General features: G+C 63.6%; 24 protein-coding genes and 1 other RNA gene. 16 read left to right on the top strand and 9 right to left on the bottom strand.

From position 1 onward, the window contains the following. Positions 1-14: 14 nt before the first annotated feature. A complete protein-coding gene (locus tag FFI89_RS26175) occupies positions 15-758 on the bottom strand; it encodes a sulfite exporter TauE/SafE family protein (protein ID WP_138830440.1) in 744 nt (247 codons plus the stop codon). 199 nt (positions 759-957) lie between these two features. On the opposite strand from FFI89_RS26175, the gene FFI89_RS26170 reads away from it, so the two are divergent. Next, entirely contained in the window at positions 958-1,674 is a 717-nt protein-coding gene (locus tag FFI89_RS26170) for an alpha/beta fold hydrolase (RefSeq protein WP_138830439.1), read from the top strand. A gap of 196 nt (positions 1,675-1,870) precedes the next feature. On the opposite strand, the gene rnpB is transcribed toward FFI89_RS26170, so the two are convergent. Continuing rightward, an RNA gene (gene rnpB, locus FFI89_RS26165) (RNase P RNA component class A) lies at positions 1,871-2,319 on the bottom strand. Positions 2,320-2,454: 135 nt separating this feature from the next. Between rnpB and FFI89_RS26160 the strand changes: the two genes are divergently transcribed. After that, on the top strand, positions 2,455-3,357 hold the full coding sequence (locus FFI89_RS26160) for a LysR family transcriptional regulator (RefSeq protein ID WP_138830438.1): 903 nt from the start codon (positions 2,455-2,457) through the stop codon (positions 3,355-3,357). A gap of 120 nt (positions 3,358-3,477) precedes the next feature. Beyond that, positions 3,478-3,918 carry a PAS domain S-box protein gene (locus tag FFI89_RS26155; protein WP_138830437.1) on the top strand — a complete coding sequence of 147 codons (441 nt, stop codon included), beginning with the start codon at positions 3,478-3,480 and terminating at the stop codon, positions 3,916-3,918. Positions 3,919-3,926: 8 nt separating this feature from the next. Here the strand turns inward: FFI89_RS26155 and FFI89_RS26150 are convergent, their stop codons facing one another. Together FFI89_RS26150 and FFI89_RS34585 are read right to left on the bottom strand one after the other, a co-directional pair. After that, entirely contained in the window at positions 3,927-4,112 is a 186-nt protein-coding gene (locus FFI89_RS26150; RefSeq protein WP_138830436.1) for a hypothetical protein, read from the bottom strand. After that, positions 4,109-4,261 carry a hypothetical protein gene (locus FFI89_RS34585; RefSeq protein ID WP_168213046.1) on the bottom strand — a complete coding sequence of 51 codons (153 nt, stop codon included), beginning with the start codon at positions 4,259-4,261 and terminating at the stop codon, positions 4,109-4,111. The genes FFI89_RS26150 and FFI89_RS34585 overlap by 4 nt, the downstream gene beginning before the upstream one ends. A 245-nt stretch (positions 4,262-4,506) precedes the next feature. Here FFI89_RS34585 and FFI89_RS26145 point away from each other — a divergent pair, with 245 nt between their 5' ends. Both FFI89_RS26145 and FFI89_RS26140 read left to right on the top strand, forming a co-directional pair. Next, a complete protein-coding gene (locus tag FFI89_RS26145; RefSeq protein ID WP_138830435.1) occupies positions 4,507-4,860 on the top strand; it encodes a YciI family protein in 354 nt (117 codons plus the stop codon). Positions 4,861-4,970: 110 nt separating this feature from the next. Then, positions 4,971-6,227, top strand: a complete 1,257-nt coding sequence (locus FFI89_RS26140; RefSeq protein ID WP_138830434.1) for an RNA polymerase sigma factor — start codon at positions 4,971-4,973, stop codon at positions 6,225-6,227. On the opposite strand, the gene FFI89_RS26135 is transcribed toward FFI89_RS26140, so the two are convergent. Further along, complete coding sequence (locus tag FFI89_RS26135) at positions 6,224-6,457, bottom strand: hypothetical protein (RefSeq protein ID WP_138830433.1); 234 nt, start codon at positions 6,455-6,457, stop codon at positions 6,224-6,226. The two genes, FFI89_RS26140 and FFI89_RS26135, sit on opposite strands and share 4 nt — an antisense overlap. Before the next feature lie 274 nt (positions 6,458-6,731). Between FFI89_RS26135 and FFI89_RS26130 the strand changes: the two genes are divergently transcribed. Then, a complete protein-coding gene (locus tag FFI89_RS26130) occupies positions 6,732-7,718 on the top strand; it encodes an ABC transporter substrate-binding protein (RefSeq protein ID WP_168213045.1) in 987 nt (328 codons plus the stop codon). Positions 7,719-7,798: 80 nt separating this feature from the next. Here FFI89_RS26130 and FFI89_RS26125 read toward each other — a convergent pair whose 3' ends face one another. After that, complete coding sequence (locus FFI89_RS26125) at positions 7,799-8,671, bottom strand: N-acetylmuramoyl-L-alanine amidase (RefSeq protein WP_138830431.1); 873 nt, start codon at positions 8,669-8,671, stop codon at positions 7,799-7,801. A 1-nt stretch (position 8,672) separates the two neighbouring features. On the opposite strand from FFI89_RS26125, the gene FFI89_RS26120 reads away from it, so the two are divergent. From FFI89_RS26120 to FFI89_RS26080, 9 genes are all read left to right on the top strand, one after another. Beyond that, positions 8,673-8,903: a hypothetical protein gene (locus tag FFI89_RS26120; RefSeq protein WP_138830430.1), complete on the top strand. Its 231-nt coding sequence runs from the start codon at positions 8,673-8,675 to the stop codon at positions 8,901-8,903. 309 nt (positions 8,904-9,212) lie between these two features. Next, positions 9,213-10,208, top strand: a complete 996-nt coding sequence (rsmH, locus tag FFI89_RS26115) for a 16S rRNA (cytosine(1402)-N(4))-methyltransferase RsmH (protein ID WP_210249029.1) — start codon at positions 9,213-9,215, stop codon at positions 10,206-10,208. Between the two features lie 2 nt (positions 10,209-10,210). Then, entirely contained in the window at positions 10,211-10,615 is a 405-nt protein-coding gene (locus FFI89_RS26110; RefSeq protein WP_138830428.1) for a hypothetical protein, read from the top strand. Next, a complete protein-coding gene (locus FFI89_RS26105) occupies positions 10,612-12,363 on the top strand; it encodes a penicillin-binding protein 2 (protein ID WP_138830427.1) in 1,752 nt (583 codons plus the stop codon). The genes FFI89_RS26110 and FFI89_RS26105 overlap by 4 nt, the downstream gene beginning before the upstream one ends. Before the next feature lie 41 nt (positions 12,364-12,404). Next, the gene (locus tag FFI89_RS26100; protein WP_138830426.1) at positions 12,405-13,865 is read left to right on the top strand and encodes a UDP-N-acetylmuramoyl-L-alanyl-D-glutamate--2,6-diaminopimelate ligase; all 1,461 of its coding nucleotides are present in this window, start codon (positions 12,405-12,407) and stop codon (positions 13,863-13,865) included. After that, entirely contained in the window at positions 13,862-15,244 is a 1,383-nt protein-coding gene (gene murF / locus FFI89_RS26095) for a UDP-N-acetylmuramoyl-tripeptide--D-alanyl-D-alanine ligase (protein ID WP_138830425.1), read from the top strand. The genes FFI89_RS26100 and murF overlap by 4 nt, the downstream gene beginning before the upstream one ends. Before the next feature lie 166 nt (positions 15,245-15,410). After that, positions 15,411-16,517 (top strand): phospho-N-acetylmuramoyl-pentapeptide-transferase, encoded by a 1,107-nt coding sequence (mraY, locus tag FFI89_RS26090; RefSeq protein WP_138830424.1) that lies wholly within the window; start codon positions 15,411-15,413, stop codon positions 16,515-16,517. Between the two features lie 109 nt (positions 16,518-16,626). Then, on the top strand, positions 16,627-18,027 hold the full coding sequence (gene murD / locus FFI89_RS26085) for a UDP-N-acetylmuramoyl-L-alanine--D-glutamate ligase (RefSeq protein ID WP_138830423.1): 1,401 nt from the start codon (positions 16,627-16,629) through the stop codon (positions 18,025-18,027). Positions 18,028-18,088: 61 nt separating this feature from the next. Continuing rightward, on the top strand, positions 18,089-19,258 hold the full coding sequence (locus FFI89_RS26080; RefSeq protein ID WP_138830422.1) for a Gfo/Idh/MocA family protein: 1,170 nt from the start codon (positions 18,089-18,091) through the stop codon (positions 19,256-19,258). A 103-nt stretch (positions 19,259-19,361) separates the two neighbouring features. Here FFI89_RS26080 and FFI89_RS26075 read toward each other — a convergent pair whose 3' ends face one another. The 3 genes from FFI89_RS26075 to FFI89_RS26065 form a co-directional block, all read right to left on the bottom strand. Beyond that, positions 19,362-20,672, bottom strand: a complete 1,311-nt coding sequence (locus FFI89_RS26075) for an ABC transporter substrate-binding protein (protein ID WP_138830421.1) — start codon at positions 20,670-20,672, stop codon at positions 19,362-19,364. A 239-nt stretch (positions 20,673-20,911) separates the two neighbouring features. Further along, complete coding sequence (locus FFI89_RS26070) at positions 20,912-21,220, bottom strand: HigA family addiction module antitoxin (RefSeq protein ID WP_138830420.1); 309 nt, start codon at positions 21,218-21,220, stop codon at positions 20,912-20,914. 8 nt (positions 21,221-21,228) lie between these two features. Then, the gene (locus tag FFI89_RS26065) at positions 21,229-21,525 is read right to left on the bottom strand and encodes a type II toxin-antitoxin system RelE/ParE family toxin (protein WP_138830419.1); all 297 of its coding nucleotides are present in this window, start codon (positions 21,523-21,525) and stop codon (positions 21,229-21,231) included. Positions 21,526-21,794: 269 nt separating this feature from the next. Here FFI89_RS26065 and ftsW point away from each other — a divergent pair, with 269 nt between their 5' ends. Further along, on the top strand, positions 21,795-22,946 hold the full coding sequence (ftsW, locus tag FFI89_RS26060; protein ID WP_138830418.1) for a putative lipid II flippase FtsW: 1,152 nt from the start codon (positions 21,795-21,797) through the stop codon (positions 22,944-22,946). The last annotated feature ends 15 nt before the right edge of the window (positions 22,947-22,961 follow it).

Raw genomic sequence — 22,961 nt, 5'->3', positions numbered from 1 at the left:
GCGGCCATGCGCCGCTATCTCGGAGCAATGCTGCTCCACACCAGGCCGAGTCCGGACAAAAACAGCAGCGCCAACACGACGTCGTAGAAGTTACGGTCGCTCAGGGCCCGATAGGTGCGCATGCCAACCCAGGCGCCGAAAAATGTGCCGGGCAGCGCCAGCAGCGCGAGCCAGAACACTTCCCGTGCCACAAAACCGTTCGCGACCTGCAGGCACAGCGCGGCGCCGAGCACGGTGCCGTTGAAGATCTGGAAAACGCCGCGCCGCTGATCCTTGCTCCAGCCGCGTACGCTCGCCCACAGGGTTGGAAGCGGACCCGAGAGGCCGGCGAGGCCGCCAAGGATGCCGCCGGCAAATCCGACGGCGGCGTCGGCCAACCGGCCGCCGAAACGAAATGCCATCGGCTTTCGGATGAAATAGAGCGCCGCCGGAAACACCAGCAGCATCACGCCGACGCTCAGTTTGAAGACTTGCGGATCGGCACGGGCGACCAGCAGCGTCCCGATCGGCATGCCGATCAGCCCGCCCACCACGAACGGCAGCGCCAGCCGGAAATCGAGCAGCGGCCACATTGATGGCAGCGTCGAGAGCTGCGAACTGACCGAGCAGATCAGCACGAGCGGCACGGCAACGGCCGGCGACAAGATGTAGAGCCAGATCCCCAGCGCCATCAGCGCCGTGCCGAAACCGGCAAGCCCGGAGACGAAGCCGCCGGCAAGTGCGCCGGCGACGAGAATAGCGTAGGTGGAGATGTCCAATTTTTTTGCTCCGTCATTCCGGGGCGCGAAGCGAATCCGGAATCTCGAGATTCCCCGGGGTGCCATCGCACCCCTGAGGTCTGGTCCTTCGGACCATCCCGGAATGACGATGGTGAGATTTGCGCCGACGTTTACACGACGCGAAGCTCCGGTACACTCGCAATTAAGCCTTCAACAATAACCATGGGGAAACGGCCCAATGAAATCCACCTCTCCGAAAACCTTTCTGGTTTGTCATGGCGCATGGTCGGCGGGTTGGGCCTGGAAGAAGATGCACCCGCCGATGCAGGCGGCAGGCCATCGGCTGGTGACGCCGAGCTATACGGGTCTGGGCGAGCGCGCGCATCTCGCCCATCCCGGCCTCGATCTCGAATCCCACATCGAGGACATGCTGAACGTCATCCAGTACGATGATCTGCGCGACATCGTGCTGGTCGGCCACAGCTATGGCGGCATGGTCGCGACCGGCGTGGCCGACCGCGCGCGCGCCAAGGTTGCGCAGATGATCTACATCGACGCCTTCGTGCCCGGGGATGGACAGTCGCTGTTCGATCTCAATGAATCCGGGCGAACGCCGCTGCAGAAGACGGCAAAGGACGGCGATGGCTGGCGCGTGCCGCCGATGCAAACGCCGCCGGATACCTCGCCTGCCGACGTCGAATGGCTTGCGGCCCGCCGCGTTCACATGCCGATCAAATGCTTCGATACAAAGTTGAAGCTGCAGCGCGGGCCGCTGACCTTGCCGCGCAGCTACATCTACGCCACGCGCATCACGCCGGCCGACACGTTTGGGCCATTTGCGCGCATGACAAAAAATGATCCGGCCTGGCGCTACTTCGAAATCGACGCCAGCCATTCGCCGAACGTCACGGCGCCAGAAGCGCTGATGGCGTTGTTGGAGCAGATCGCGGCGTGATTTCACGACGTCATTCCGGGGCGTGCGAAGCACGAACCCGGAATCTCGAGATTCCGGGTTCGCTTCGCGCCCCGGAATGACGAACTCCCAAATTGGCGAGGGGTCCGGCGCGTTACGCCGAACCCCTCATTCTCACTTGGTAAGACGCGTTTTCTTTGCGCGAACCGGAAAACCACTTCGCTCGAAAACGCTATAGAATATCAGCCGGCCTGTAAGCCGGGTTCTGTAAGGCACCGCCCGCTTGCGCGGACGATACGTGACGGCCATTCCTCTGGGACCATGTTTGCACATGGCCTCGAGCAACCTACCCGGACGGCGAGCCTGACATCGCCCTGCGGAGTTATCGCTTGCGCGAACATCCCGCTTTGCCGTCCCTATTCGGTTTTGCTCCCGGTGTGGTTTGCCATGCCGTTTCCGTTGCCGGACCCGCGGTGCGCTCTTACCGCACCTTTTCACCCTTACTTCCCCCTCCCATCCCTCCCCCGCAAGCGGGGAGGGTAGGTGGGGGAAGCGGTTCATTCTCTGTGGCACTGTCCCTGGGGTCGCCCCCGCCGGATGTTATCCGGCACCGTATGTCGATGGAGCCCGGACTTTCCTCTCCCGCAGCCTTTCGACCGTAGCGGGAGCGGCCGTCCGGCCGACTGACGTCCAAGGCATGGGGGCTCGCGCGGCCTGCGTCAAGCGATCGCGATGGTTAATCCGCACCCGGGCGCGTAATTTTGACATCCGCGAAAGAGCGGCATTTGATATCGGCCTCGTCGATATGAGGATTGGCCCGCCATGGACACCGAACTGGCCCGGACGTTCCTGACGGTGGTCACCTCTGGCAACTTCATCACCGCGGCCGAACGGCTGCATGTCAGCCAGTCGACCGTCAGTACCCGCATTCACACGTTGGAGCAGCAGCTCGGCTGCACGCTGTTCGTTCGCAACAAGGCCGGCACCACGCTGACATCGGCGGGACGGCAATTTCAGCGTCACGCCTCCGCGCTGGTCCGCACCGTCGAACAGGCCCGTCACGACGTCGGCATTCCCAAGGGATTTTCGGGAACGCTCGTCGTCGGCGGCCGTATCGGCCTGTGGGAAGAATATCTGTTGCGCTGGTTGCCGCTGATGCGGGCCGAGCAGCCGGACATTTCGATCCGGGCCGAGAGCGCGCTCGAGCCCGAATTGATGCAGGGGCTGGTGGAAGGGCGCATCGATATCGGCGTGATGTATACGCCGCAGAGCCGGCCGGGCCTCAAGGTCGAGCAATTGTTCGAGGAGCAACTGATCCTGGTCTCGACCGATCCGAAAAGCGCGCCCGAACCGCAAGCAGGCTATGTCTATGTCGATTGGGGCCCGGAATTCTATGCCCGTCACAGCGTGTTTTTTCCGAATTTTTCGGGGCCGGCGCTGACGGCCAATATCGGCTGGTTGGGATTGCAGCACGTTCTTGAAAACGGCGGCTCCGGATTTTTCGCGCGGCGGATCGTCGAGCCGCTGTTGAAAACGCGAAGGCTGCATGCCGTCGGCGGTGCTCCGGCATTCGCGATGCCGGCCTATGTCGCCTATCCGCTGGACCGGGAGGGCGAGCAGGTGGCGCGCGCCGTCGAAATCATGCATCGCGTCGCCGATGCCCACCGGGAGCAGGAGCCGAATGCCGCACCGCCGGCCAAGCGCGGCGCGCGCAAGCGGCGCTGATCGCGCCAGGGCCACATCCTTTCCTATCGGCTTTGCCGATCGCAGCCATCGGTATTCCTCGCTTGTCAAAATGGCCCCGCGGGTTCACATCGGCGCCATCCTTCCCGACAGAGCCAGGCGATGAACATTCCTGATGGACTTGGCGACGCGCTGCTCGACAGCGCCTCCGACGCGATCGTTGCCACCGATCGCGAGGGGCGGATCATGTTCTGGAATCCCGGCGCGGAACGGATGTTCGGCTTCACCGCCGCCGAGACCTGCGGTCAATCGCTCGACCTGATCATCCCGGAAAACCTGAGGGCACGGCACTGGAGCGGCTATCGCCATACGATGGCGACGGGAACCAGCCGCTACGGTCACGGCGACCTGTTGTCGGTACCGGCCCTGACCAAGGACGGCCGGCGGATATCGGTCGAATTCACGATTCTGATGCTGCGAGACGGCGCGCAACAGGTCACGGGCACGATTGCGGTGATGCGCGATGTGACGAAGCGCTTCGAGGAAGTCAGGGAGCTGAAGCGCCGGCTCGCCGAATCCGGCGACGCCAAAGCGCAGTCATGATGGCGCGCTCATGATTTTCTGCCGGATCTGAGTTTCGTCTCGGCGAGGGCCGTCACGCCGCCGACGACCAGCATTGATGCTATGACATCCGCCGTTGCGTCAAAGCCGAAGGCGAGAATGGTTGCTGCAGCCACGGCCGCGAGGATCGAGACCGCAAAGCCTTCGTCGGCGATCAGGCGGCGCAGACCGCTCATGCGCCGGTCGGGTTGCCGCTGGCTGCGACCCTGACCGCGATCAGGGCGGCGCGATGCACCGGCCTCGGTGCCAGGAATCGTGCGATCGGATCCCCCACCCAATCCAGCAGCAGCAAGATTCGCGATTTCATCTGCATGATGGCGTTCATGGTCGCCTCCCGGGTTTAACCGCCGCCAACGGTATGCTCCGGAGTAGTTTTGGCAAACGAATAATATAGGCTGTTATTATCGATATATTCGATATTAAGGGAGATCGCCGGCGAAAACCGGGCAGCCGCGGCTGCGGATGATCCCGCTCCGGCGCCCAAAATAATTTATCCTGACGATGTCGTTTTGCGTGGGGCCCGTTCGACTGGGTGTCGGCGATCCAGCCGATCAATGAGGAGTAAACGAGATGCAGTATCTGTTGTTGATCTATCAGAACGAGGCCGAGTTGGGCAAAAGGGACGCCGCGGCGCGCAAGGCACTGACCGCGGAATATGGCGTATACACCCAGTCGATTGTCCAGAGCGGCCATTTCAAGGCCGGCGACGGCCTGCAGCCGACGACGACGGCAACCACCGTACGCGTCCGCGACGGCAAGACACTGACGACCGACGGACCGTTCGCGGAGACGCGCGAGCAGCTCGCCGGTTATTATCTGGTCGAAGCCAAGGATCTCGACGCCGCCCTCTCCGTCGCCGCACGCATTCCCGGCGCCAAGACCGGTTCGGTCGAGGTCAGGCCGGTGATGGTTTATGATAATTGACGGCTAGGCTGTCATTCCGGGGCGTCCGAAGGACGAACCCGGAATCTCGAGATTCCGGGTTCGATGCTGTGCATCGCCCCGGAATGACGACGAGAGTTCAACGAGCGCCAATGACACCCACCGAAATCGAACAAACCTTTCGCGACGAGGCGGGCAGGGCGCTGGCGACCCTGATCCGCCTCGTCGGCGATTTCGATCTCGCGGAAGATGCCTTGCAGGATGCGTTCGCGGTGGCGCTGGAGCGTTGGCCGAGCGCCGAGTTGCCGTCCAATCCCCGCGCATGGCTGGTCAATGTCGGCCGCAACAAGGCGATCGATCGGGTTCGCCGCAACGTTTCGTTTCGCAGCAAGCAGGAGGCGTTGACGCACGAATTGCTGCTGCAGGCATCGGCGCCATGCGAGACCGCGGAAACCGCGCTCGACGACGACATGCTGCGGCTGATCTTTACCTGCTGCCATCCGTCCTTTGCCGCCGAAGTACAGGTCGCGTTGACGCTGCGCACCGTATGCGGGCTCACCACGGCCCAGGTGGCGCGCGCCTTTCTCGCCAGCGAGGAGGCGATGGCGCAGCGCCTGCTGCGCGCCAAGCAGAAGATCCGGCTCGCCGGCATTCCCTATGAGGTGCCGGAGCGCGAAGCGCTGGTGCCGCGGTTGCGCGGCGTGCTCGCGGTGATCTATCTCGTCTTCACCGAAGGCTATGCCGCGACCTCGGGCGAAGACCTGATGCGGCCGGACCTGGCACGCGAGGCGATCCGGCTGGCGCGGCTATTGGATGGGCTGATGCCCGACCGCGGCGAGATCAAGGGATTGCTGGCGTTGATGCTGTTGCACGATTCACGCCGCGCCGGCCGCGCGACTGATGGCGGCGACATCGTGCTGCTGGAAGAGCAGGACCGCGCGCTGTGGGATCATGGTCAGATCGCCGAGGGACTGGCGCTGGTGGAACAGGCGTTGCGGATGCCGGGCCGGCCGCAGTCCTATGCGGTGCAGGCGGCGATCGCGGCGCTGCATGCGCGCGCGCCGAACTATGATGACACCGACTGGCCGCAGATCGCGGGCCTCTACGAGGTGCTGCTGCGGATCAGCCCGTCGCCGGTGATCGAACTCAACCATGCTGCGGCGGTGTCGATGGTCGACGGGCCGGCGCGGGCGCTTGACCTGATCGACGCGATCGCGGCGCGCGGCGGACTGAAAGGCTATGAACTGCTGCCGGCGGTACGCGCCGACCTGTTGCGCCGGCTCGGCCGCCGCGACGCTGCGCGCGCGGAATATCTTGCGGCAACGGCTGCGACGCAACTGGAGCCGCTGCGGCGGTTATATGCACGTCGAATGGCGGAGCTGGACCGTGATGCGGGTGCGAAGAGCTAGTACACATAGCGACGATGGCGGTGACCGCCATAGTAGCGAGCATGATAGCCATAGGCGCGTCGCCAGCCGGAGCTCGTATAGGGGTTGCCGGCGCCGTAATTCTGGCAGTTTGCGTTCGGATAAAATTGGGCGCACCAGCCCGGATTATAAATGACGTGTTGCGCCGAGGCCGGGCTGGCAAGCGCGGATAACAGGGCGATAACACCAAGCAGGGTTGCTGATCGCGTCATGGCGGTCTCCTTTGGCTTACGGTTCAACGGCGGTTGATCGCGAGCGTTCCCTCGTGAAGACAATTGGAACGCGCGTCCGCGCGGGCGACAGCGGAGATCAGGAAGACAGCAACGATTGTTGTCGCTCTGCCCGCCAAAAAGAAGCCCGGCTTCTGGCCGGGCTTCTCTTTCGGATACTACAAATCTTCAGGCAAGCGGCGCCGGAGCCGGTTTCCGCCCTATCAGTGGGTCCGTTTGAACCGCTAAGATGCCACCTTCGAGCCCGGGGTTGGCAATGAAGCGGCGCGAGTTCATCACATTGGTCGGCGGCGCGGCAGCTGCGTGGCCGTTCGCCGCTAACGCCCAGCAGAAGGGAAAGCTCGCGCTTATCGGCGTATTGAACCCTGGTTCGACCGATACCCCGGGAACCGCTGGATTCTACCAAGGGCTGCGGGAGCTTGGTTACACTGAGGGTTTGAACATAGCGATCGAACGTCGTTACGGGGATTGGAACACAGATCGATTTCAGCCACTGGCTGCCGATCTGGCTCGGCTCAAGGTTGACGTCATCGTCGTGATAAGCACGTCTCCAGCTCGCGGAGCCAAACAAGCAACCAGCACAATCCCTATCGTCGTGGCCGGCATGGCCGATCCTGTCGGGGATGAACTGATCGTTAGCCTGTCCCGGCCAGGCGGGAATATTACAGGGAATACCTTTCTTGGTCCGGAATTGGTTGCCAAACGGTTCGAACTTCTCAAGGCCGCCATTCCCGGAATCTTTCGCGTCGCGGCCCTTTACCATCCTGGTGCATACGGCAAGCGTACGATCGATGGCATGTTGAAGGAGACCGAGACTGCGGCCCGGGCGCTGGGCTTGCAGCTTCAACTCGTGCCGGCGAGTGGCCCGGGCGACCTCGACGGTGCATTTCCCGCAATGACTCGAGAGCGCGCCGATGCCGTCATTCTGTTGCCTAGCCCGATGCTGTATGGCGAGCACAAGCGCATCGTGGAATTGGCGGCGAAGAGCCGGCTTCCGGCAATGTACGCCGCAAGGGAGTTTGTCGAGGATGGGGGCCTGATGTCCTATGGCGCAACCTTGTCCGATCTGTTTCGACGCGCCGCCTTCTATGTGGACAAAATCCTCAAGGGGGCCAATCCAACCGATCTGCCGGTGGAACAGCCGACGAAGCTGGAGCTCGTGATCAACCTCAAGACGGCCAAAACGCTCGGCCTTGGCCTGCCGGCGACGCTGCTTGCTCAGGCCGACGAGGTGATCGAATAGCAGCGCTGTTCGCTGCTGTGAGCAGGACGGTGAGGTTCGTGCTCCGCGACAAATAGCTATCCGTCATTGCGACGGTGGAGCTACGTCGCCACGATCGTCGTGGTCTGCTGCGCATCCGCCGGCAGGCTCGCCAGCAATGCGTGCAGCGTGGTCATGGTCGAATGATCGGCGATCCCGTCGACGCGCTCGGGGCGGAAGTGGCGCTGGAAGGCGGTGACGACTTCCATGGTGGCGCCGTCGAACTTGCCATGGGTCGGGACGTTGTAGCCGTATCGGGCAAGGGCTGCCTGCAGGCCGGCGACGTCGTCGCTGATGCTGCCGAGCTTGAGCGCTTCGCTGCGCACGATCGGCGCCGGTTGTACCCAGTGGCCGACGCCGGAATTGGCCAGCGAATGCCACGGGAATTTCTCGCCGGGATCCTTCTTGCGCGCCGGCGCGACGTCGGAATGCGCCAGCACGCGATGCGACGGCACCTGGCGGCGCAGCATGATGCCGCGGCACAGCGCGATCACGGCGGCGATCTGGCGCAGCGGGAAATCCGGATAGCCCCAGTCGTGGCCGCGGTTGATGATCTCGATCCCGATCGAACAGGAATTGATGTCTTCCTCGCCGGCCCAGCACGACACGCCGGCATGCCAGGCGCGCTTGCTCTCCGGCACGCATTGCACGATGCGGCCGTCTTCCAGCACGATGTAATGCGCCGAAACGTCGGTGCCCGCGGTGCAGAGCTGGGCGATCGCACCTTCCACATCCGGCATGCCGGTGTAGTGCAGCACGATCATGTCGGCCTGTCGGCCCTTGTTGCGATCGCCGTAGTTCGCCGACGGGATGACGTCGGAAGCGATCGAGGAATCCGGGGTAAAAGTCTTCATGTCTGCGTTGGCCCTGGGAACGGGAAGGGCGCGTTGACGCTTCGAATCAATACCAGCAGACGCGAACGAACCAGAAGCCATTTTGAAACTCAAACCGGGCAGGAGAACGGCAACGAAAGACAGCAACGCTAAAAATGAACAGCGTTTACTATTCCTTTACCTTGCTGTCGGCGCAATCCGGCAGTCCCGTTCCGCCTCGCATTTTGCCGGACTGTGTGCGGGGTGCATCACCGGCGTTCAGGCTGCCCGAGGCCACCCGTTCCGGGTGTCCGAGGTCACCCGTTCCGAGGTGCCCGAGGTCACCGGCACGTGACTGCAAACTGCGCCAAACCCGCTAGCCTTCATCAACGCTTTCTTAACGCTAAGTGCCGTTACTAAGTGGTGAAGAGCCGAACCGGTTTTGGGGACGGCAGAGGCCCTCTTTCACGCTCGAAATGCCATGGCAACCCAGCAAATTCCGTCCGGAAGTCAGGGTTGGCGGGCCGGGGCGGGGAATGGCGAACGCGCCTCACGGCGGCTTTTTAGCCGGGAAAGCCCGGCGAAGCGCAGAGATTCGAGGCGCAATGGGCCCGTTCGTGTCCAAATTCCGTTTTCCTTACTGGGATACGCCAGAGGTCGGCGCATGACCCCGGCTGCGCCGCGTCATATCTCCGTTCTCGGCCGCGAAGCGGTCGAGATGCTCGCCCCCCATGACGGCGGCATTTACGTCGACGCGACCTTCGGCGCCGGCGGCTACAGCCGCGCGATCCTCGATATCGCGGGAACCCGGGTTATCGGCATCGACCGCGACCGGTCAGCCATTACCGGCGGGTTCGATCTCGTCGACCGCTCGGGCGGCCGGCTGACCCTGGTCGAAGACCGCTTTTCCCATCTCGACGACGTCTGCGCCGCGCAAGGGGTCGATAGGGTGGATGGCGTCGTGATGGACGTCGGCGTTTCCTCAATGCAGCTCGACCAGGCCGAGCGCGGTTTTTCGTTCCGGCTCGGCGGTCCGCTCGACATGCGGATGGGCCATGACGGTCCGACCGCGGCGGATGTGGTGGCAAGGGCCTCCGAGGCCGATCTCGCCAACATCATCTACATCTTCGGCGAAGAGCGCTATTCGCGCGCCGTCGCCCGCGCCATCGTCGCCGCGCGCAAGGAAGCGCCGATCACGACCACGCAGGCGCTGGCCGATATCGTCTCCAAGGTGGTTCATTCCAAGCCGAACGAGATCCATCCGGCGACCCGGACGTTTCAGGGCTTGCGGATTTTCGTCAACGCCGAGCTCGACGAATTGCATCTGGCGCTGGCGGCGGCGGAACGCGTGCTGAAGCCGGGCGGACGGCTGGTCGTGGTGTCGTTTCATTCGCTGGAAGACCGCATCGTCAAGGATTTCCTCAACGCGCGCGGCAAGACCGGCGGCGGCTCGCGGCATTTGCCGGAAGTGGCGCAGACGGCACCAAGCTTCCGGATTCTGACCAAACGCCCGGTTACGCCCGGCGACGCGGAGGTTGCCGCCAATCCACGCGCGCGCTCTGCAAAACTGCGCGCCGCCGAGCGCACCGCGGCGCCCGCGCATGCGGCGGACGCGCTGCCGGCATGGCCCGTGCTCGCCGACGTGATGAGGGGGGGCTGACCATGCGCGTCATCCATCTTCTCGTCATCGGCATGCTGGTGTTCGCGGCGGCCTACGTCTACCGGATCAAGATGGAATCGACCGCGCGCGTCGAGCGCGTGCTGCGGCTGAACGCGGAAATCCGCGAGCAGCGCGACGCCATCGCGACGCTGCGCGCGGAATGGGCCAAGCTCGATGCGCCGCTCCGGCTGCAAGGCCTTGCCGATCGCTATCTCGGGCTGAAGCCGTTGAACGCCACGCAATACGATACCCTGAAGAACCTGCCGGAGCGGCCGCCGAGTTTTGCGCGGCCGGGCGCTCCCGACCCGATCGGCGCGATGATCAACACCATCGAGGCTACCGCCGACCCACAATCCGTGACCGGATCGGTGCCGGCACCGGCAAATCGGCCGGGAGATCAGCAATGACCGACCGGACACGCACCACCACGGGAAAGCCGGCCGAGCCGTGGCGGCAGCGGCTGATCCGCAGCCTGCTGTACGGGCGCAATGTCGATCGCGCCGCGAAGGCCCGCGCCCGCGTCGGATTGGCAATTCTGGCGTTTGCCTGCGTCTATGCCATCCTCGCCGGACGTCTGGTGATGTTTGCTGTCGGCGCCGACAGTCATGGCGCGCGCCGCACCGCTTCGCAGGACGCGATCGCGACGGCACGGCCCGATATCGTCGACCGCAACGGCGAGGTGCTGGCCACCGACGTCAAGGCACCGAGCCTGTTTGCCGAGCCGCGCCGCATCATCGACAAGGACGAGGCGATCGAACTTTTAACCGCGACATTGCCGGACCTCGACACCATCGAAGTGCGCGACCGCCTGTCGTCGCGCAAGGGTTTCGTCTGGCTGAAGCGTGAAATCACGCCGAAGCAGCAGCAGGACATCCATCGTCTCGGCATTCCCGGTATCGGATTCCTGCGCGAGAACAAGCGCGTCTATCCGACCGGCGCCGAAGTTGCGCATTTGATCGGCCTGGTCAATATCGACAACCAGGGCATCGCCGGAATGGAGAAGTGGCTGGACACCAACGGTCTGGCCGATCTGCACCGCGCCGGCTTCGCCACCGACCGGCTGCAGCGGCCGGTGGAACTGTCGGTCGACCTGCGCGTCGAGCACGCGCTGCGCGACGAGCTCCTTAAGGCAAAAGACAAGTACAAGGCCAAGGCCGCCTCGGGCCTCGTCTCCAACGTCCGGACCGGTGAGATCGTGGCGCTGGTGTCGCTGCCGGATTTCGATCCGAACAATCCGAAAGAGGCGCACGATCCCGACCGCATCAATCGCCTGACCACGGGCGTATTCGAAATGGGTTCCACCTTCAAGGCGCTGACCTTGGCGATGGCGCTCGATTCCGGCAAGGCGACGCTGAACTCGCTCTTTGATGCGCGCGGCGCGCTGCACTTCGGCAAGTTCGCGATCCACGACACCCATCCGCTCGGCCGCTCGATCACGCTGGCGGAAGTATTCACCTTCTCCTCCAACGTCGGCGCCGCGCGGATCGCGATGGCGCAGGGCGTCGAGGCGCACAAGGCGTTTCTGAAGAAGCTCGGCCAGATGGATCGGCTGCGCACCGAACTGCCAGAGAGTGCCTCGCCGATCGTGCCGAAGCGCTGGAGCGAGCTCAACACCATCACGATTTCCTTCGGTCACGGCATCGCGGTGGCGCCGCTGCAGGCGGTGATGGGCATCAACGCCGTCGTCAACGGCGGCCTGCTGATCCCGCCGACCTTCCTCAAGCGCTCGGAAGAAGAAGCCAAAGCGATGGCGAAGCGCGTGATCAAGCCGGAGACGTCGGAGAAGATGCGTTACCTGATGCGGCTGAACGCCGAAATCGGAACCGCCAAGTCGGCCGACGTGAAGGGCTATTATATCGGCGGCAAGACCGGCACCTCCGAAAAGGTCGTGGGCGGGCGCTATTCCAAGAAGCAGGTGCTGAATTCCTTCACCGCGATCATCCCGGCCGACAACCCGCAATATCAGCTCCTGGTCATGCTGGACGAGCCGAAGGCGCTGCCGGAAACCCACGGCTTCATCACCTCGGGCTGGAACGCGGTGCCGACCGGCGGCAAAGTGATCGCCCGCATCGGACCGCTTTTGGGCATCGAACCGCGGTTCGATCTGCCGCCGTCCGACCGCCTTATTCTTGCGGCATCGAAGACAACCCAGTAATCCCTACCGGGGGCGAGCTGCGCCGGCCGGACTGGAAGACCATGAGACTTCGCGACCTCTTCAGCGACGACGCTGCGATCGAGCCGCAGGCGGCAGCACTCGACGTCAATGGCCTTGCGGTCGACAGCCGCGCGGTAAAGCCGGGCGACCTGTTCTTCGCTCTCGCCGGCAGCAAGACCGACGGTTCGCGTTTCATTGATGCGGCGATTGCCGCGGGCGCGGTTGCGGTCACCTGCGATCACGCACCGCCGGGCGATCGTCGCATACCGTTTGTCGTCACCGCCAATCCGCGCCGCGCGCTGGCGCTGGCGGCGGCACGTTTTTATCCGGGGCAGCCAAAGACGATCGCTGCGGTGACCGGCACCAGCGGCAAGACCTCGGTCGCAGCATTTGCGCGCCAGATCTGGGAGCGGCTCGGTTACGCCTCCGCCAGCATCGGCACCATCGGGCTGGTTTCGCCGAAGCGCACGGTCTACGGCTCGCTGACGACGCCGGATCCGATCGCGCTTCACCGGCAACTCGACGAAATCACCGCCGACGGCGTCACGCATCTGGCGTTCGAAGCGTCCTCGCACGGGCTCGACCAGTTCAGGCTCGACGGCGTGCGCATCTCTGCCGGCGGCTTCACCAATCTCTCGCGCGACCACATGGATTATCATCCTGACGTCGCGCATTACCTCGCCGCAAAACTGCGGCTGTTCCGCGATCTCGTTCCACCCGGTGGTGTTGCCGTGATCTCGGCCGATCATGACTGTTCGCCGGAAGTGATCGACGTCGCGCGCGGGAAAAATCTGCGCATCATGGCGGTCGGCCGCAACGCGGATGGCGCAGGCGAGGGCATTCGTCTTGTCGAGGCCACCGTCGAAGGTTTTGCGCAAAAGCTCGTGCTCGAACATCGCGGCCACAAGCACATGATCAAGTTGCCGCTGGTCGGCGAATTCCAGATCGAGAACGCGCTGGTCGCTGCGGGCCTCGCGATCGGCACCGGCAGCGAGCCTGCTGCGGTGTTCGCAACGCTGGCACATCTCGAAGGCGCCAAGGGGCGGCTGGAGCGGGTCGGCGAACATAACGGCGCACCGATCTTCGTCGATTACGCGCACAAGCCGGATGCGCTGGCGAAGGCGCTGCAGGCGCTTCGGCCCTATGCGAAGCGCAAGCTGGTCGTGATTTTCGGTGCCGGCGGCGATCGCGACGCCGGCAAGCGCCCGATCATGGGTGCGATCGCGGCCGACAACGCCGACCACGTCATCGTCACCGACGACAATCCGCGCAGCGAGAATCCGGACGCGATCCGCGCCGCTATCCTGGCCGAAGCGAAAGGCGCCGACGACATCGGCGATCGCACGGAAGCCATCAGGGCCGGCATCTCCGCGTTGCAGCCCGGCGACGCGCTGCTGATCGCCGGCAAGGGCCATGAGACCGGGCAGATTGTCGGCGACAAGGTTCTGCATTTCAGCGATCACGAGGCGGTGGCGGCCGCGCTCGCAGCGAGGGTTGCATGAGCGCTACGCCGTTGTGGACGATTGCCGAAGCGGCCCGCGCGTTGGGAGTATCGGGCGAATTCCCGAATACGCCGATCGACTTCGTGACGCAGGACAGCCGGCTGGTAAAACCGGGATGCCTGTTCGTGGCGCTGAGCGGCACGCCGAGCGGCGGCTTCGTTTCGAGTTTCGCCAGCGCCCGCGACGGTTGGGAGTTCGCCGACAAGGCCGAAGCATCGGGCGCGGTGGCGATGATCGTGCCGCACCGGATCGAAGGCGTGAAGGTCCCGCAGCTGATCGTCAAGGACACGCTGATCGACGGCCTGTGGGGGCTGGCGCGCGCGGCGCGGGCGCGCTTTGACGGACCGGTGATCGGACTCACCGGCAGCGCCGGCAAGACCAGCACCAAGGAATTTCTCGGCGCTTACCCGTACGCCTATGCCAGCCCTGCCAGCTTCAACAATTTCTGGGGCGTGCCGCTGACGCTGTGCAATGCCAGCCCAAGCGCGAGCGTGTGGGTCGTCGAGATGGGCATGAACCAGACCGGCGAAATTGCGCGGCTCAGCGAACTGACAAGGCCGACCGTGGCGCTGGTGGTGAACGTGCAGCCGGTTCATCTGGAAAAGCTCGGCAGCCTCGAAGCGATCCGCCGCGAGAAGGTAAGTATCGCGCTTGGCCTGCCCAAAGACGGCGTCCTCGTACTGCCGACCGACGTCGAAGCACCGGAGTGGAACGGCAAGGTCGAGCGTTTTGGGGATGCGTCGGAAGTAAAGGCGCTGAGCCACACCGCGCAGGGCGAAAGCTGGGACGTCACCGCGCAGGTCGACGGCAAACAAGTGGCGTTCAGCCTGACGCCCGGCGCGCCGCACCGGCTGCAGAATGCGCTGGCGGCGCTGGCGTCGATCCATGCCGCCGGACTCGATGCGACGGCGCTGGCGAAGGAATTGAACCACGTCGGCATCATGACCGGGCGCGGCGTCGAGCAAGTGGCCGATGGCGTCACCGTGATCGACGACAGTTTCAACGGCAACCCGGCCAGCATGGTGGCGGCCCTCGGCAGCCTGAAGGCGCGGCCGGTGACGGCCGGCCGGCGCATCGCCATTCTCGGCGACATGCTGGAACTCGGCGCTGACGCGCCCGCCTATCACGCCAAGCTCGCGGGCGATCTGCCCGGCCTCGACGGCATCTACTGCGTCGGCCCGTTGATGCGTCATCTGTATGACCTGGTGCCGGCCGGGCGGGCGCTGGGCTGGCATGAAGACCCCGCAACGCTCGATCCGCAGAAAATCGCGGCCCTGCTCCGGGGCGGCGACGTGGTGGTGGTCAAAGGCAGCAAAAAGATGTTCTGGGTGAACAAGTTTGTGCCGAGGTTGCTGGCCGCCCTGCAGGCAAAAGCGTAAACTGGCCGGGCTGACTACCCCTTGTTTTCGCGTGGCGATTCGCGAGGCTTGCCTGCGAGATGACCAGGATTTGCTTGGTTTGAGGACGAAAACGATTATCAAGGCGCAAGCGCTGGGCGCCTCCCGCTGAAGACGGCGCAACCAAGCCGCGTGATAGGGCATTTGAATGTTTTACTGGCTGATCGAGCTTTCCAACACCGTTCCCGGTCTTGGCTTCCTCCGCGGGCTCCTGAACGTCTTCCGCTACATCACCTTCCGCACCGGCGGGGCGATGGTGACGGGCGCGCTGTTCGTGTTCCTGTTCGGTCCCTGGATCATCGATCATCTGCGGCTGCGGCAGGGCAAGGGCCAGCCGATCCGCACCGACGGCCCGGCATCGCACCTGATCTCCAAGAAGGGCACGCCGACGATGGGCGGGCTGATGATCCTGTCGGGGCTCGTGGTGGCGACGCTGCTGTGGGCCAATCCGGCCAATCCCTATGTCTGGATCGTGCTGGCGGTGACGCTCGGTTTCGGCTTTGTCGGATTCTACGACGACTATCTGAAAGTGACGAAGCAGACCCATAGCGGCTTTGCCGGCAAGCTGCGGCTCCTGATCGAATTCGCGATCGCGATTGGGGCCTGCTACGCGCTGGTGCGGCTCGGCCGCGATGCGTCCTCGACCTCGCTGGCGATCCCGTTCTTCAAGGAACTGGTGTTCAACTTCGGCTGGTTCTTCGTGCTGTTCGGCGCCTTCGTGATGGTCGGCTCCGGCAACGCCGTGAACCTGACCGACGGTCTCGACGGTCTCGCCATCGTACCGGTGATGATCGCCGCCGCCAGCTTCGGCATGATCTCATATCTGACCGGCAACGCGGTTTTCTCGGACTATCTGCAGATCAACTACGTCGCCGGCACCGGCGAACTCGCGGTGCTGTGCGGTGCGGTGCTGGGGGCGGGCTTAGGCTTTCTCTGGTTCAACGCGCCGCCGGCCTCGATCTTCATGGGCGACACCGGCTCGCTCGCGCTCGGCGGCATGCTGGGCGCGATCGCGGTCGCGGTCAAACACGAGATCGTGCTGGCCGTGATCGGCGGATTGTTCGTGCTCGAGGCCATCTCCGTGATCGTGCAGGTGGTGTCGTTCAAGCTGACGGGCAAGCGCGTCTTCCGGATGGCGCCGCTGCACCATCACTTCGAGCAGAAGGGCTGGACCGAGCCGCAGATCGTGATCCGGTTCTGGATCATCTCGGTGATGCTGGCGCTGGCCGGCCTCTCCACGCTGAAACTGCGGTGATGCCCGTGCAATTCTGCTGTTGTCATTCCGGGGCGTGCGCAGCACGAACCCGGAATCTCGAGATTCCGGGTTCGCGCGTTGCGCGCCCCGGAATGACGGCAGTCCCATCATGATCCCCGTCACTTCCTTTGCGGGCAAGACGGTCGCCGTCTTCGGCCTCGGCGGCTCGGGGCTGGCGAGTTGCCACGCCTTGAAGGCCGGCGGTGCCGACGTGATCGCGGGCGACGACTCGGCCGATAATGTCGCCAAGGCCGCACAGGCCGGCTTCATCACCGCCGACCTGCGCAACGTATCGTGGGCGAATTTTTCCGCCCTCATCCTGACGCCCGGCGCGCCGCTGACGCATCCCTCGCCGCATTGGTCGGTGCTGATGGCGCGGCAGGCCGGCATCGAGGTCATCGGCGACATCGAATTGTTTTGCCGCGAGCGCCGCCGTCACGCGCCGGAGGCGCCGTTTGTCGCCATCACCGGCACCAACGGCAAGTCGACCACGACCGCGTTGATCGCGCATCTGATGCAGGTCGCGGGTTACGACACCCAGATGGGCGGCAATATCGGCACCGCGATCCTGTCGCTGGAACCGCCGCGGATGGGGCGGGTGCATGTGATCGAGATGTCGTCCTACCAGATCGACCTTGCGCCCTCGCTCGATCCCTCCGTCGGCATCCTGCTCAATGTCAGCGAAGACCATATCGATCGCCACGGCACGCTGGAAAACTATGCCGCGGTAAAGGCGCGGCTGGTCGCGGGCGTGCAGCCGCAGGGCACGTCGATCGTCGGCGTCGACGACGGCTGGTCCCGCAACATCGCCGACCGGCTCGACCAGGCGGGCAAGCGCGTGGTGCGGATCTCGGTGAAAAACCCGCTGCCCGACGGCATCTATGTCGAGCGCGAAGTCATCGTCCAGGCGTCGGGCGGTGCGCGCCGGGAAATCGCCAAACTCGGCGGTATCGGTTCGCTGCGCGGCCTGCACAATGCGCAGAATGCGGCTTGTGCGGCGGCCTGTGCGCTCGCAACCGGCATCGGCACCGAGACGTTGCAAAATGGCCTGCGCAGCTTTCCGGGTCTCGCGCACCGCATGGAGCAGGTCGGCCGCCGCGGCAACGTGCTGTTCGTCAACGACTCCAAGGGCACCAATGCGGATGCCGCGGCGCATGCGCTGTCGTCCTTCGCTGACATCTTCTGGATCGCCGGCGGCAAGCCGAAGCTCGGCGGCATCACCAGTCTCACCGAATACTTTCCGCGTATCCGCAAGGCCTATCTGATCGGCGAAGCGGCGCAGGAATTTGCAGGGACGCTGGGGACGCACGTGCCGCACGAGATTTCGCAGACGCTGGATGTGGCGGTCGCCAATGCCGCACGTGATGCGGAAGCGTCCGGGCTTGCCGATCCGGTGGTCTTGCTGTCGCCGGCCTGCGCCTCATTCGACCAGTACCGCAATTTCGAAATCCGTGGCGCTGCGTTTCGCGACCTGGTCACGGCGATGCCGGGCGTCAAGCCGGTGGTGTGATCGCCGATCGCCGCCGACAAAAACATAAGATTGTTGCCCGCGACAAGGGGAGACATTCGCAGTGACGAAGATCAGGATCGGTTTGGTCGGCTGCGGCTTCGTTTCGGAGCTGCACATGCACGCCTACAGACGTGTCTACGGCGTGAATGTTGAAGTCAAAGCCGTCGCGGCGCGGGGCGACCACGTGGTGGATTTTGCCCGCCGGCACCGGATCCCGACGGTGTATCGCAGCTTTGGCGATCTGATCGCCGACGGCGAGATCGACGTCGTCGACATCTGCACGCCGCCCAACCTGCACGCTGCGATGATCGTCGACGCAATGCGGGCCGGCAAGCATGTGATCTGCGAAAAGCCGTTCGGGGGTTATTTCGGGCGAGATGGCGACAAGGCGCCGATCGGCAGGCACGTGCCGAAGGCGCGGATGTACGAACGCGTACTCGAGGAAATGGAGGCGACCCGCGCTGCGATCGACCGCACCGGCAAGCTCTTCATGTATGCCGAAGACTGGATCTACGCGCCGGCGGTGACCAAGACCGTCGAGATACTCAAGGCCACCAAGGACAAAATCCTCTTCATGAAGGGGGAGGAGAGCCACAGCGGCTCGCACGCCGCGCACGCGGCGCAATGGGCGATGACCGGCGGCGGCTCGCTGATTCGGATGGGATGCCATCCGCTTTCGGCTGTACTTTATCTCAAACAGGTCGAGGCCAAGGCGCGCGGCGAGACGATCGGTGTTGCCAGCGTGATCTGCGACGTCGGCAACGTCGCGGCATGCCTGCGGCCGGAGGAGCGAACCGTGCTCAAGGCCAATCCGGTCGACGTCGAGGACTGGGGCATGCTGTCAGTCACCTTCTCCGACGGCACCAAGGCGACGGTGTTTTCCGGCGACATGATTTTGGGTGGCGTGCGCAACCTGATCGAGACCCATACCTCGAGCGGCGCGCTGTTCGCCAACATCACGCCGAACACGCACATGATGAGCTACCAGACCAGCGAGGAGAAGCTCGCGGGCGTCTACATTACGGAAAAGGTCGATCGCAAGACCGGCTGGCAATATGTCTGCCTCGAGGAGGAATGGACGCGCGGCTATTTGCAGGAAATCCAGGATTTCATGGAATGCGTCGCGACCGGCCGGCAGCCGCTCTCGGATCTCGCGCTCGCCTTCGAGACCATCAAGGTCAACTACGCCGGCTATTGGGCCGCCGAAGAGGGCCGTCGCGTCACGCTGTGAGGCCAAAGCGTTTTCAAGTGAAGTGCGTAGCGGTTCACGTCAAGAAAACGCGTCAAAAGCAAAAGCTGGAGCCCGGTTCTGATTCAATCAGAACCGGTAAGGTCTACGCGGCGTAGACCGACGATTTCGGCAGCGGGAAAACCGGATCCTGGGTCTGGATATTGGTCGGCCAGACCACCGATATATGTTCGCCGGCGTTTTGCATCACCACCGGCGTCGAGCGTTCGTTCTGGCCGGCGAGCGGCGTACCGGGCGGATAGAATTTGACGCCATAGCCCTGGATTGTGCCGCCCGGGGGTATGTCGACGTCGAGCGCGGCCTTGCGAATAGAATCGGGGTCGAAGCCGCCATATTTCTCCTTGGCGACGGGCAGCACGTTGTTGAGCAGGATCCAGGTCTGGTTGAAGCCCATCGAACAATGCGGTGGAACGTCGGTCGCGCCGGTCTTCTCCTTGTAGCGTGCCACCATGGTCTTGGTGAGATCGCCGATCCCGGGCGCAAGTTTGGAAGCGTCGAGCAATTGCGCGGGCACCGGGTCGATATTGCAGAAATTGTCGATGTCGGCGCCGAAGGCCGCACGCAGCTTGTCGAGCTGGCTGTAGCCCGCGCCGTTGCCGAACAGCATCTTGAACTTGAGGCCGCTCTCGCGCGCCTGGCGCAGCAGCAGGGTGATGTCGGGATTGTATCCGGCGTGCGAGATCACGTCGGCCTTGGCGCGCTTGAGCTTGGTCACCAGCACCGAGAGGTCGGGGGCGGATGCGGAATAGCCTTCCTTGAGCACGACCTGGAGTCCGGCTTCCTTGGCATACGCCTCGTCGGCGGCGGCGACACCGACGCCGTAGGGGCCGTCTTCGTGAATCAGCGCGACCTTGACGTCCTTGGGCTCCATGCCGAGCTTGGCCTTGGCGTGTTCGGCGAGGAAGCCGGCAAAGGCCTGGCCGTACTGGTCGGAATGAATCTGTGCGCGGAACACGTATTGCAGGTTCTTGTCCTTGAACACGGCGGTCGAAACCGCAGTGGTGATCCAGAGGATCTTTTTCTGCTGCTCGACCTTGGCCGCGAGCGGCACCGCATGCGAACTCGCATACACGCCGTTGATGATGTCGACCTTTTCCTGGTCGATCAGGCGTGACGCCTCGTTGATCGCGACGTCGGGCTTGCTCTGGGAATCGGCGTTGACCGGGGCGACCTTGTACTTGCCGCCGATGCCGCCCTTCTCGTTGACGAGATCGATCGCGATTTGCGTGCCGACCGCGGAGGCGACCGAGCCGCCCGCCGCGAACGGGCCGGTCAGGTCGTAGATCACGCCGATGCGCACCGTTTCGGCTTGCGCCTGCGCGCGCGTCCAATCGAGACTGGCTATAGCGGCAGCGGCGGCGGAATTCTTCAGCAGCGTTCGACGTGAAGTCGGCATCGTATCCTCCCCACTTAATCGGTCTTTTCGACCGTCTTTTCTGCTTTTTTTGCGAGTATTTGGTGGTTGTGCCGGAAAGTCAACACGCGCGCCTGCGGAGGCGGCGTGTGTAACAATTCCTTCGGCCAACGACGCTCGCGACAAATCGGATAGGGGCAGTGGAGCAAAACCTCGTTAATTCGCGGATACCGCTTTCGCCCGTCCCATTCTGTCTGCTGACTCAACGCCAGGGAGGCAAATCATGCGACCGATTTCAGTGGCCGAGCGCGTTTGATCCGCTCGCGTTCGCGGGGCGAATGCATCGCATCCCACAAATCGCCGCGCCGCTGCACGTTCAGCCAGAAATCCGGGCTATTGCCGAACACGCGGGCAAGGATCAGCGCCGTGGACGCGGTGACGGTGCGACGATCGTTGCACAGCTCGTTTACGTGCTTGCGCTGTACCCCCATGGCCTTGGCAAGGGCGCCTTGGGTCAAACCCATCGGTTCCATGAACTCTTCAAGCAGAATTTCACCGACGCTCGCCGGCTTGCGCTTCGTCGTCAACATCGTTCACCTCACCGATAGGAATGATCGTCCAGATAAATGCCGGTCGCTTCACCACAGCTGCCGTCCCACTGGAAAATCAACCGACATTGCTGATTAACGCGAATGGAGTGGAATCCATCCAGATTGCCGCGTAGCTTTTCGAAATGATTGCTAGGTGGCACCCGCAAGTCCTGATCCGTCGCGGCATCGTCGATCATCTGGATTTTTCGAAACAAGCGATTTTCCAGATCAGCAGGAATTTTCCTGGATTTTGTATCCTCGACGAAGAAGGCGCGCAGCCAGCCATCTCGAAAGCCAACAATCATCTGGCAACTCCAGAATGAGTGTTTGTACCACTCAATGGTACATGAGGCAAGCTGCTCGAGATCGGGTTCCGCGAACTTTGAGCGTCGCGATCGCGTGTGGGCGTCCTGGCGTTAAGCCAGTGGTGTGAACGGCGGCGCAACGTGGCCGGAGCAAGCCGGGCTATGGCGACCAGGGAGCGGGTATCCCTCAAAAGTTACCGTCCCCATTAACCTCTTGGAAACCATCCTCGGCCACCAATGGGCGCTACCTCTGCCATTTGGGGATGCCCATGCTCGCCCGTGACCAACGCACCCCGTTTTCGGAATGGTGGTGGACCGTGGACAAGCTGCTGCTTGCCGCGATCTCCGTACTGATGGTGGGCGGCGTCATCCTGTCGCTGGCGGCGAGCCCGCCGGTGGCAACCAGAATTGGGCTCGATCCCTTTCATTTCTTCAGCCGGCACGTGATGTTCCTGCTGCCGTCGTTCATGGTGCTGATCGCGGTGTCGTTCATGTCACCGAAGACGATCCGGCGCAGTGCGCTTTTGGTGTTCGCGGTCTCGATCGCTCTGATCGTGGCGACGCTGGCGCTCGGCCCGGAGGTCAAGGGCTCGCGGCGCTGGATCACGCTGCTCGGCGTCAATATCCAGGCGTCCGAATCCGCAAAGCCTGCTTTCGTCGTCATGGCGGCGTGGCTGTTTGCGGAATCGACCAAGCGGCCGGAAATGCCGGCGACCTCGATGGCGATCGTGCTACTGCTGATGCTGGTGTCGCTCTTGGTGATGGAGCCTGATTTCGGTCAAACCATGCTGATCCTGATGGTGTGGGGCGCGCTGTTCTTCATCGCCGGCATGCGGATGATCTGGGTAGCGGGCCTCGCCGGCGCCGCCGGTGCCGGATTGTTCGGCGCCTATCTTTTGGTCCCGCATGTCGCCGGCCGCATCAAGCGCTTCATGAACCCGGCCTCGGGCGACACCTTCCAGGTCGATACCGCGATGGAAGCGTTCTGGAACGGCGGCTGGTTCGGCCTTGGCCCCGGCGAAGGCATCGCCAAGCGCAGCCTGCCGGACAGCCATACCGACTTCGTGTTCGCGGTGGCGGCGGAGGAATTCGGCATCATCCTTTGTCTGGCGCTGGTCGCTCTGTTCGCCTTCATCGTGATCCGCACGCTGCTCCGCGCCTACCAGAGCGAGGACATGTTCTCGCGTTTTGCAGCTTCCGGTCTCGCCATCCTGTTCGGTGTGCAGGCCGCGATCAACATGGCGGTTAATCTGCAACTGATCCCCGCCAAGGGCATGACCCTGCCGTTCATCTCCTATGGCGGCTCGTCGATCGTCTCGCTGGCCTATGGCGTCGGCATGATGCTGGCGCTGACGCGGCTGCGGCCGCGCACCGAGGTGGAATCGATGAACGATGCCAACACGGCGCGCAGTTACGCATAGAACCGGCCTTGGATC

This window comes from Bradyrhizobium sp. KBS0727 (assembly GCF_005937885.2).
In the GTDB taxonomy this organism is placed as follows: Bacteria; Pseudomonadota; Alphaproteobacteria; order Rhizobiales; family Xanthobacteraceae; genus Bradyrhizobium.
The sequence above is the reverse complement of the archived record's forward strand: the minus strand, read 5'-3'. Positions and strand labels throughout refer to the sequence as shown.

Excerpts from the sequence above, each read along its gene's own strand:
- FFI89_RS26110 (WP_138830428.1), top strand. The coding sequence starts at position 10,211 with ATGCGCGTCATCCATCTTCTCGTCATCGGCATGCTGGTGTTCGCGGCG.
- murD (WP_138830423.1), top strand. The coding sequence starts at position 16,627 with ATGATCCCCGTCACTTCCTTTGCGGGCAAGACGGTCGCCGTCTTCGGC.
- FFI89_RS26100 (WP_138830426.1), top strand. The coding sequence starts at position 12,405 with ATGAGACTTCGCGACCTCTTCAGCGACGACGCTGCGATCGAGCCGCAG.
- FFI89_RS26130 (WP_168213045.1), top strand. The coding sequence starts at position 6,732 with ATGAAGCGGCGCGAGTTCATCACATTGGTCGGCGGCGCGGCAGCTGCG.
- FFI89_RS34585 (WP_168213046.1), bottom strand. The coding sequence starts at position 4,261 with ATGAACGCCATCATGCAGATGAAATCGCGAATCTTGCTGCTGCTGGAT.
- FFI89_RS26075 (WP_138830421.1), bottom strand. The coding sequence starts at position 20,672 with ATGCCGACTTCACGTCGAACGCTGCTGAAGAATTCCGCCGCCGCTGCC.
- FFI89_RS26155 (WP_138830437.1), top strand. The coding sequence starts at position 3,478 with ATGAACATTCCTGATGGACTTGGCGACGCGCTGCTCGACAGCGCCTCC.
- FFI89_RS26150 (WP_138830436.1), bottom strand. The coding sequence starts at position 4,112 with ATGAGCGGTCTGCGCCGCCTGATCGCCGACGAAGGCTTTGCGGTCTCG.
- FFI89_RS26105 (WP_138830427.1), top strand. The coding sequence starts at position 10,612 with ATGACCGACCGGACACGCACCACCACGGGAAAGCCGGCCGAGCCGTGG.
- FFI89_RS26145 (WP_138830435.1), top strand. The coding sequence starts at position 4,507 with ATGCAGTATCTGTTGTTGATCTATCAGAACGAGGCCGAGTTGGGCAAA.
- FFI89_RS26170 (WP_138830439.1), top strand. The coding sequence starts at position 958 with ATGAAATCCACCTCTCCGAAAACCTTTCTGGTTTGTCATGGCGCATGG.
- murF (WP_138830425.1), top strand. The coding sequence starts at position 13,862 with ATGAGCGCTACGCCGTTGTGGACGATTGCCGAAGCGGCCCGCGCGTTG.
- FFI89_RS26160 (WP_138830438.1), top strand. The coding sequence starts at position 2,455 with ATGGACACCGAACTGGCCCGGACGTTCCTGACGGTGGTCACCTCTGGC.
- FFI89_RS26125 (WP_138830431.1), bottom strand. The coding sequence starts at position 8,671 with ATGGCTTCTGGTTCGTTCGCGTCTGCTGGTATTGATTCGAAGCGTCAA.
- mraY (WP_138830424.1), top strand. The coding sequence starts at position 15,411 with ATGTTTTACTGGCTGATCGAGCTTTCCAACACCGTTCCCGGTCTTGGC.
- FFI89_RS26065 (WP_138830419.1), bottom strand. The coding sequence starts at position 21,525 with ATGATTGTTGGCTTTCGAGATGGCTGGCTGCGCGCCTTCTTCGTCGAG.
- rsmH (WP_210249029.1), top strand. The coding sequence starts at position 9,213 with ATGACCCCGGCTGCGCCGCGTCATATCTCCGTTCTCGGCCGCGAAGCG.
- FFI89_RS26070 (WP_138830420.1), bottom strand. The coding sequence starts at position 21,220 with ATGTTGACGACGAAGCGCAAGCCGGCGAGCGTCGGTGAAATTCTGCTT.
- FFI89_RS26140 (WP_138830434.1), top strand. The coding sequence starts at position 4,971 with ATGACACCCACCGAAATCGAACAAACCTTTCGCGACGAGGCGGGCAGG.
- ftsW (WP_138830418.1), top strand. The coding sequence starts at position 21,795 with ATGCTCGCCCGTGACCAACGCACCCCGTTTTCGGAATGGTGGTGGACC.
- FFI89_RS26135 (WP_138830433.1), bottom strand. The coding sequence starts at position 6,457 with ATGACGCGATCAGCAACCCTGCTTGGTGTTATCGCCCTGTTATCCGCG.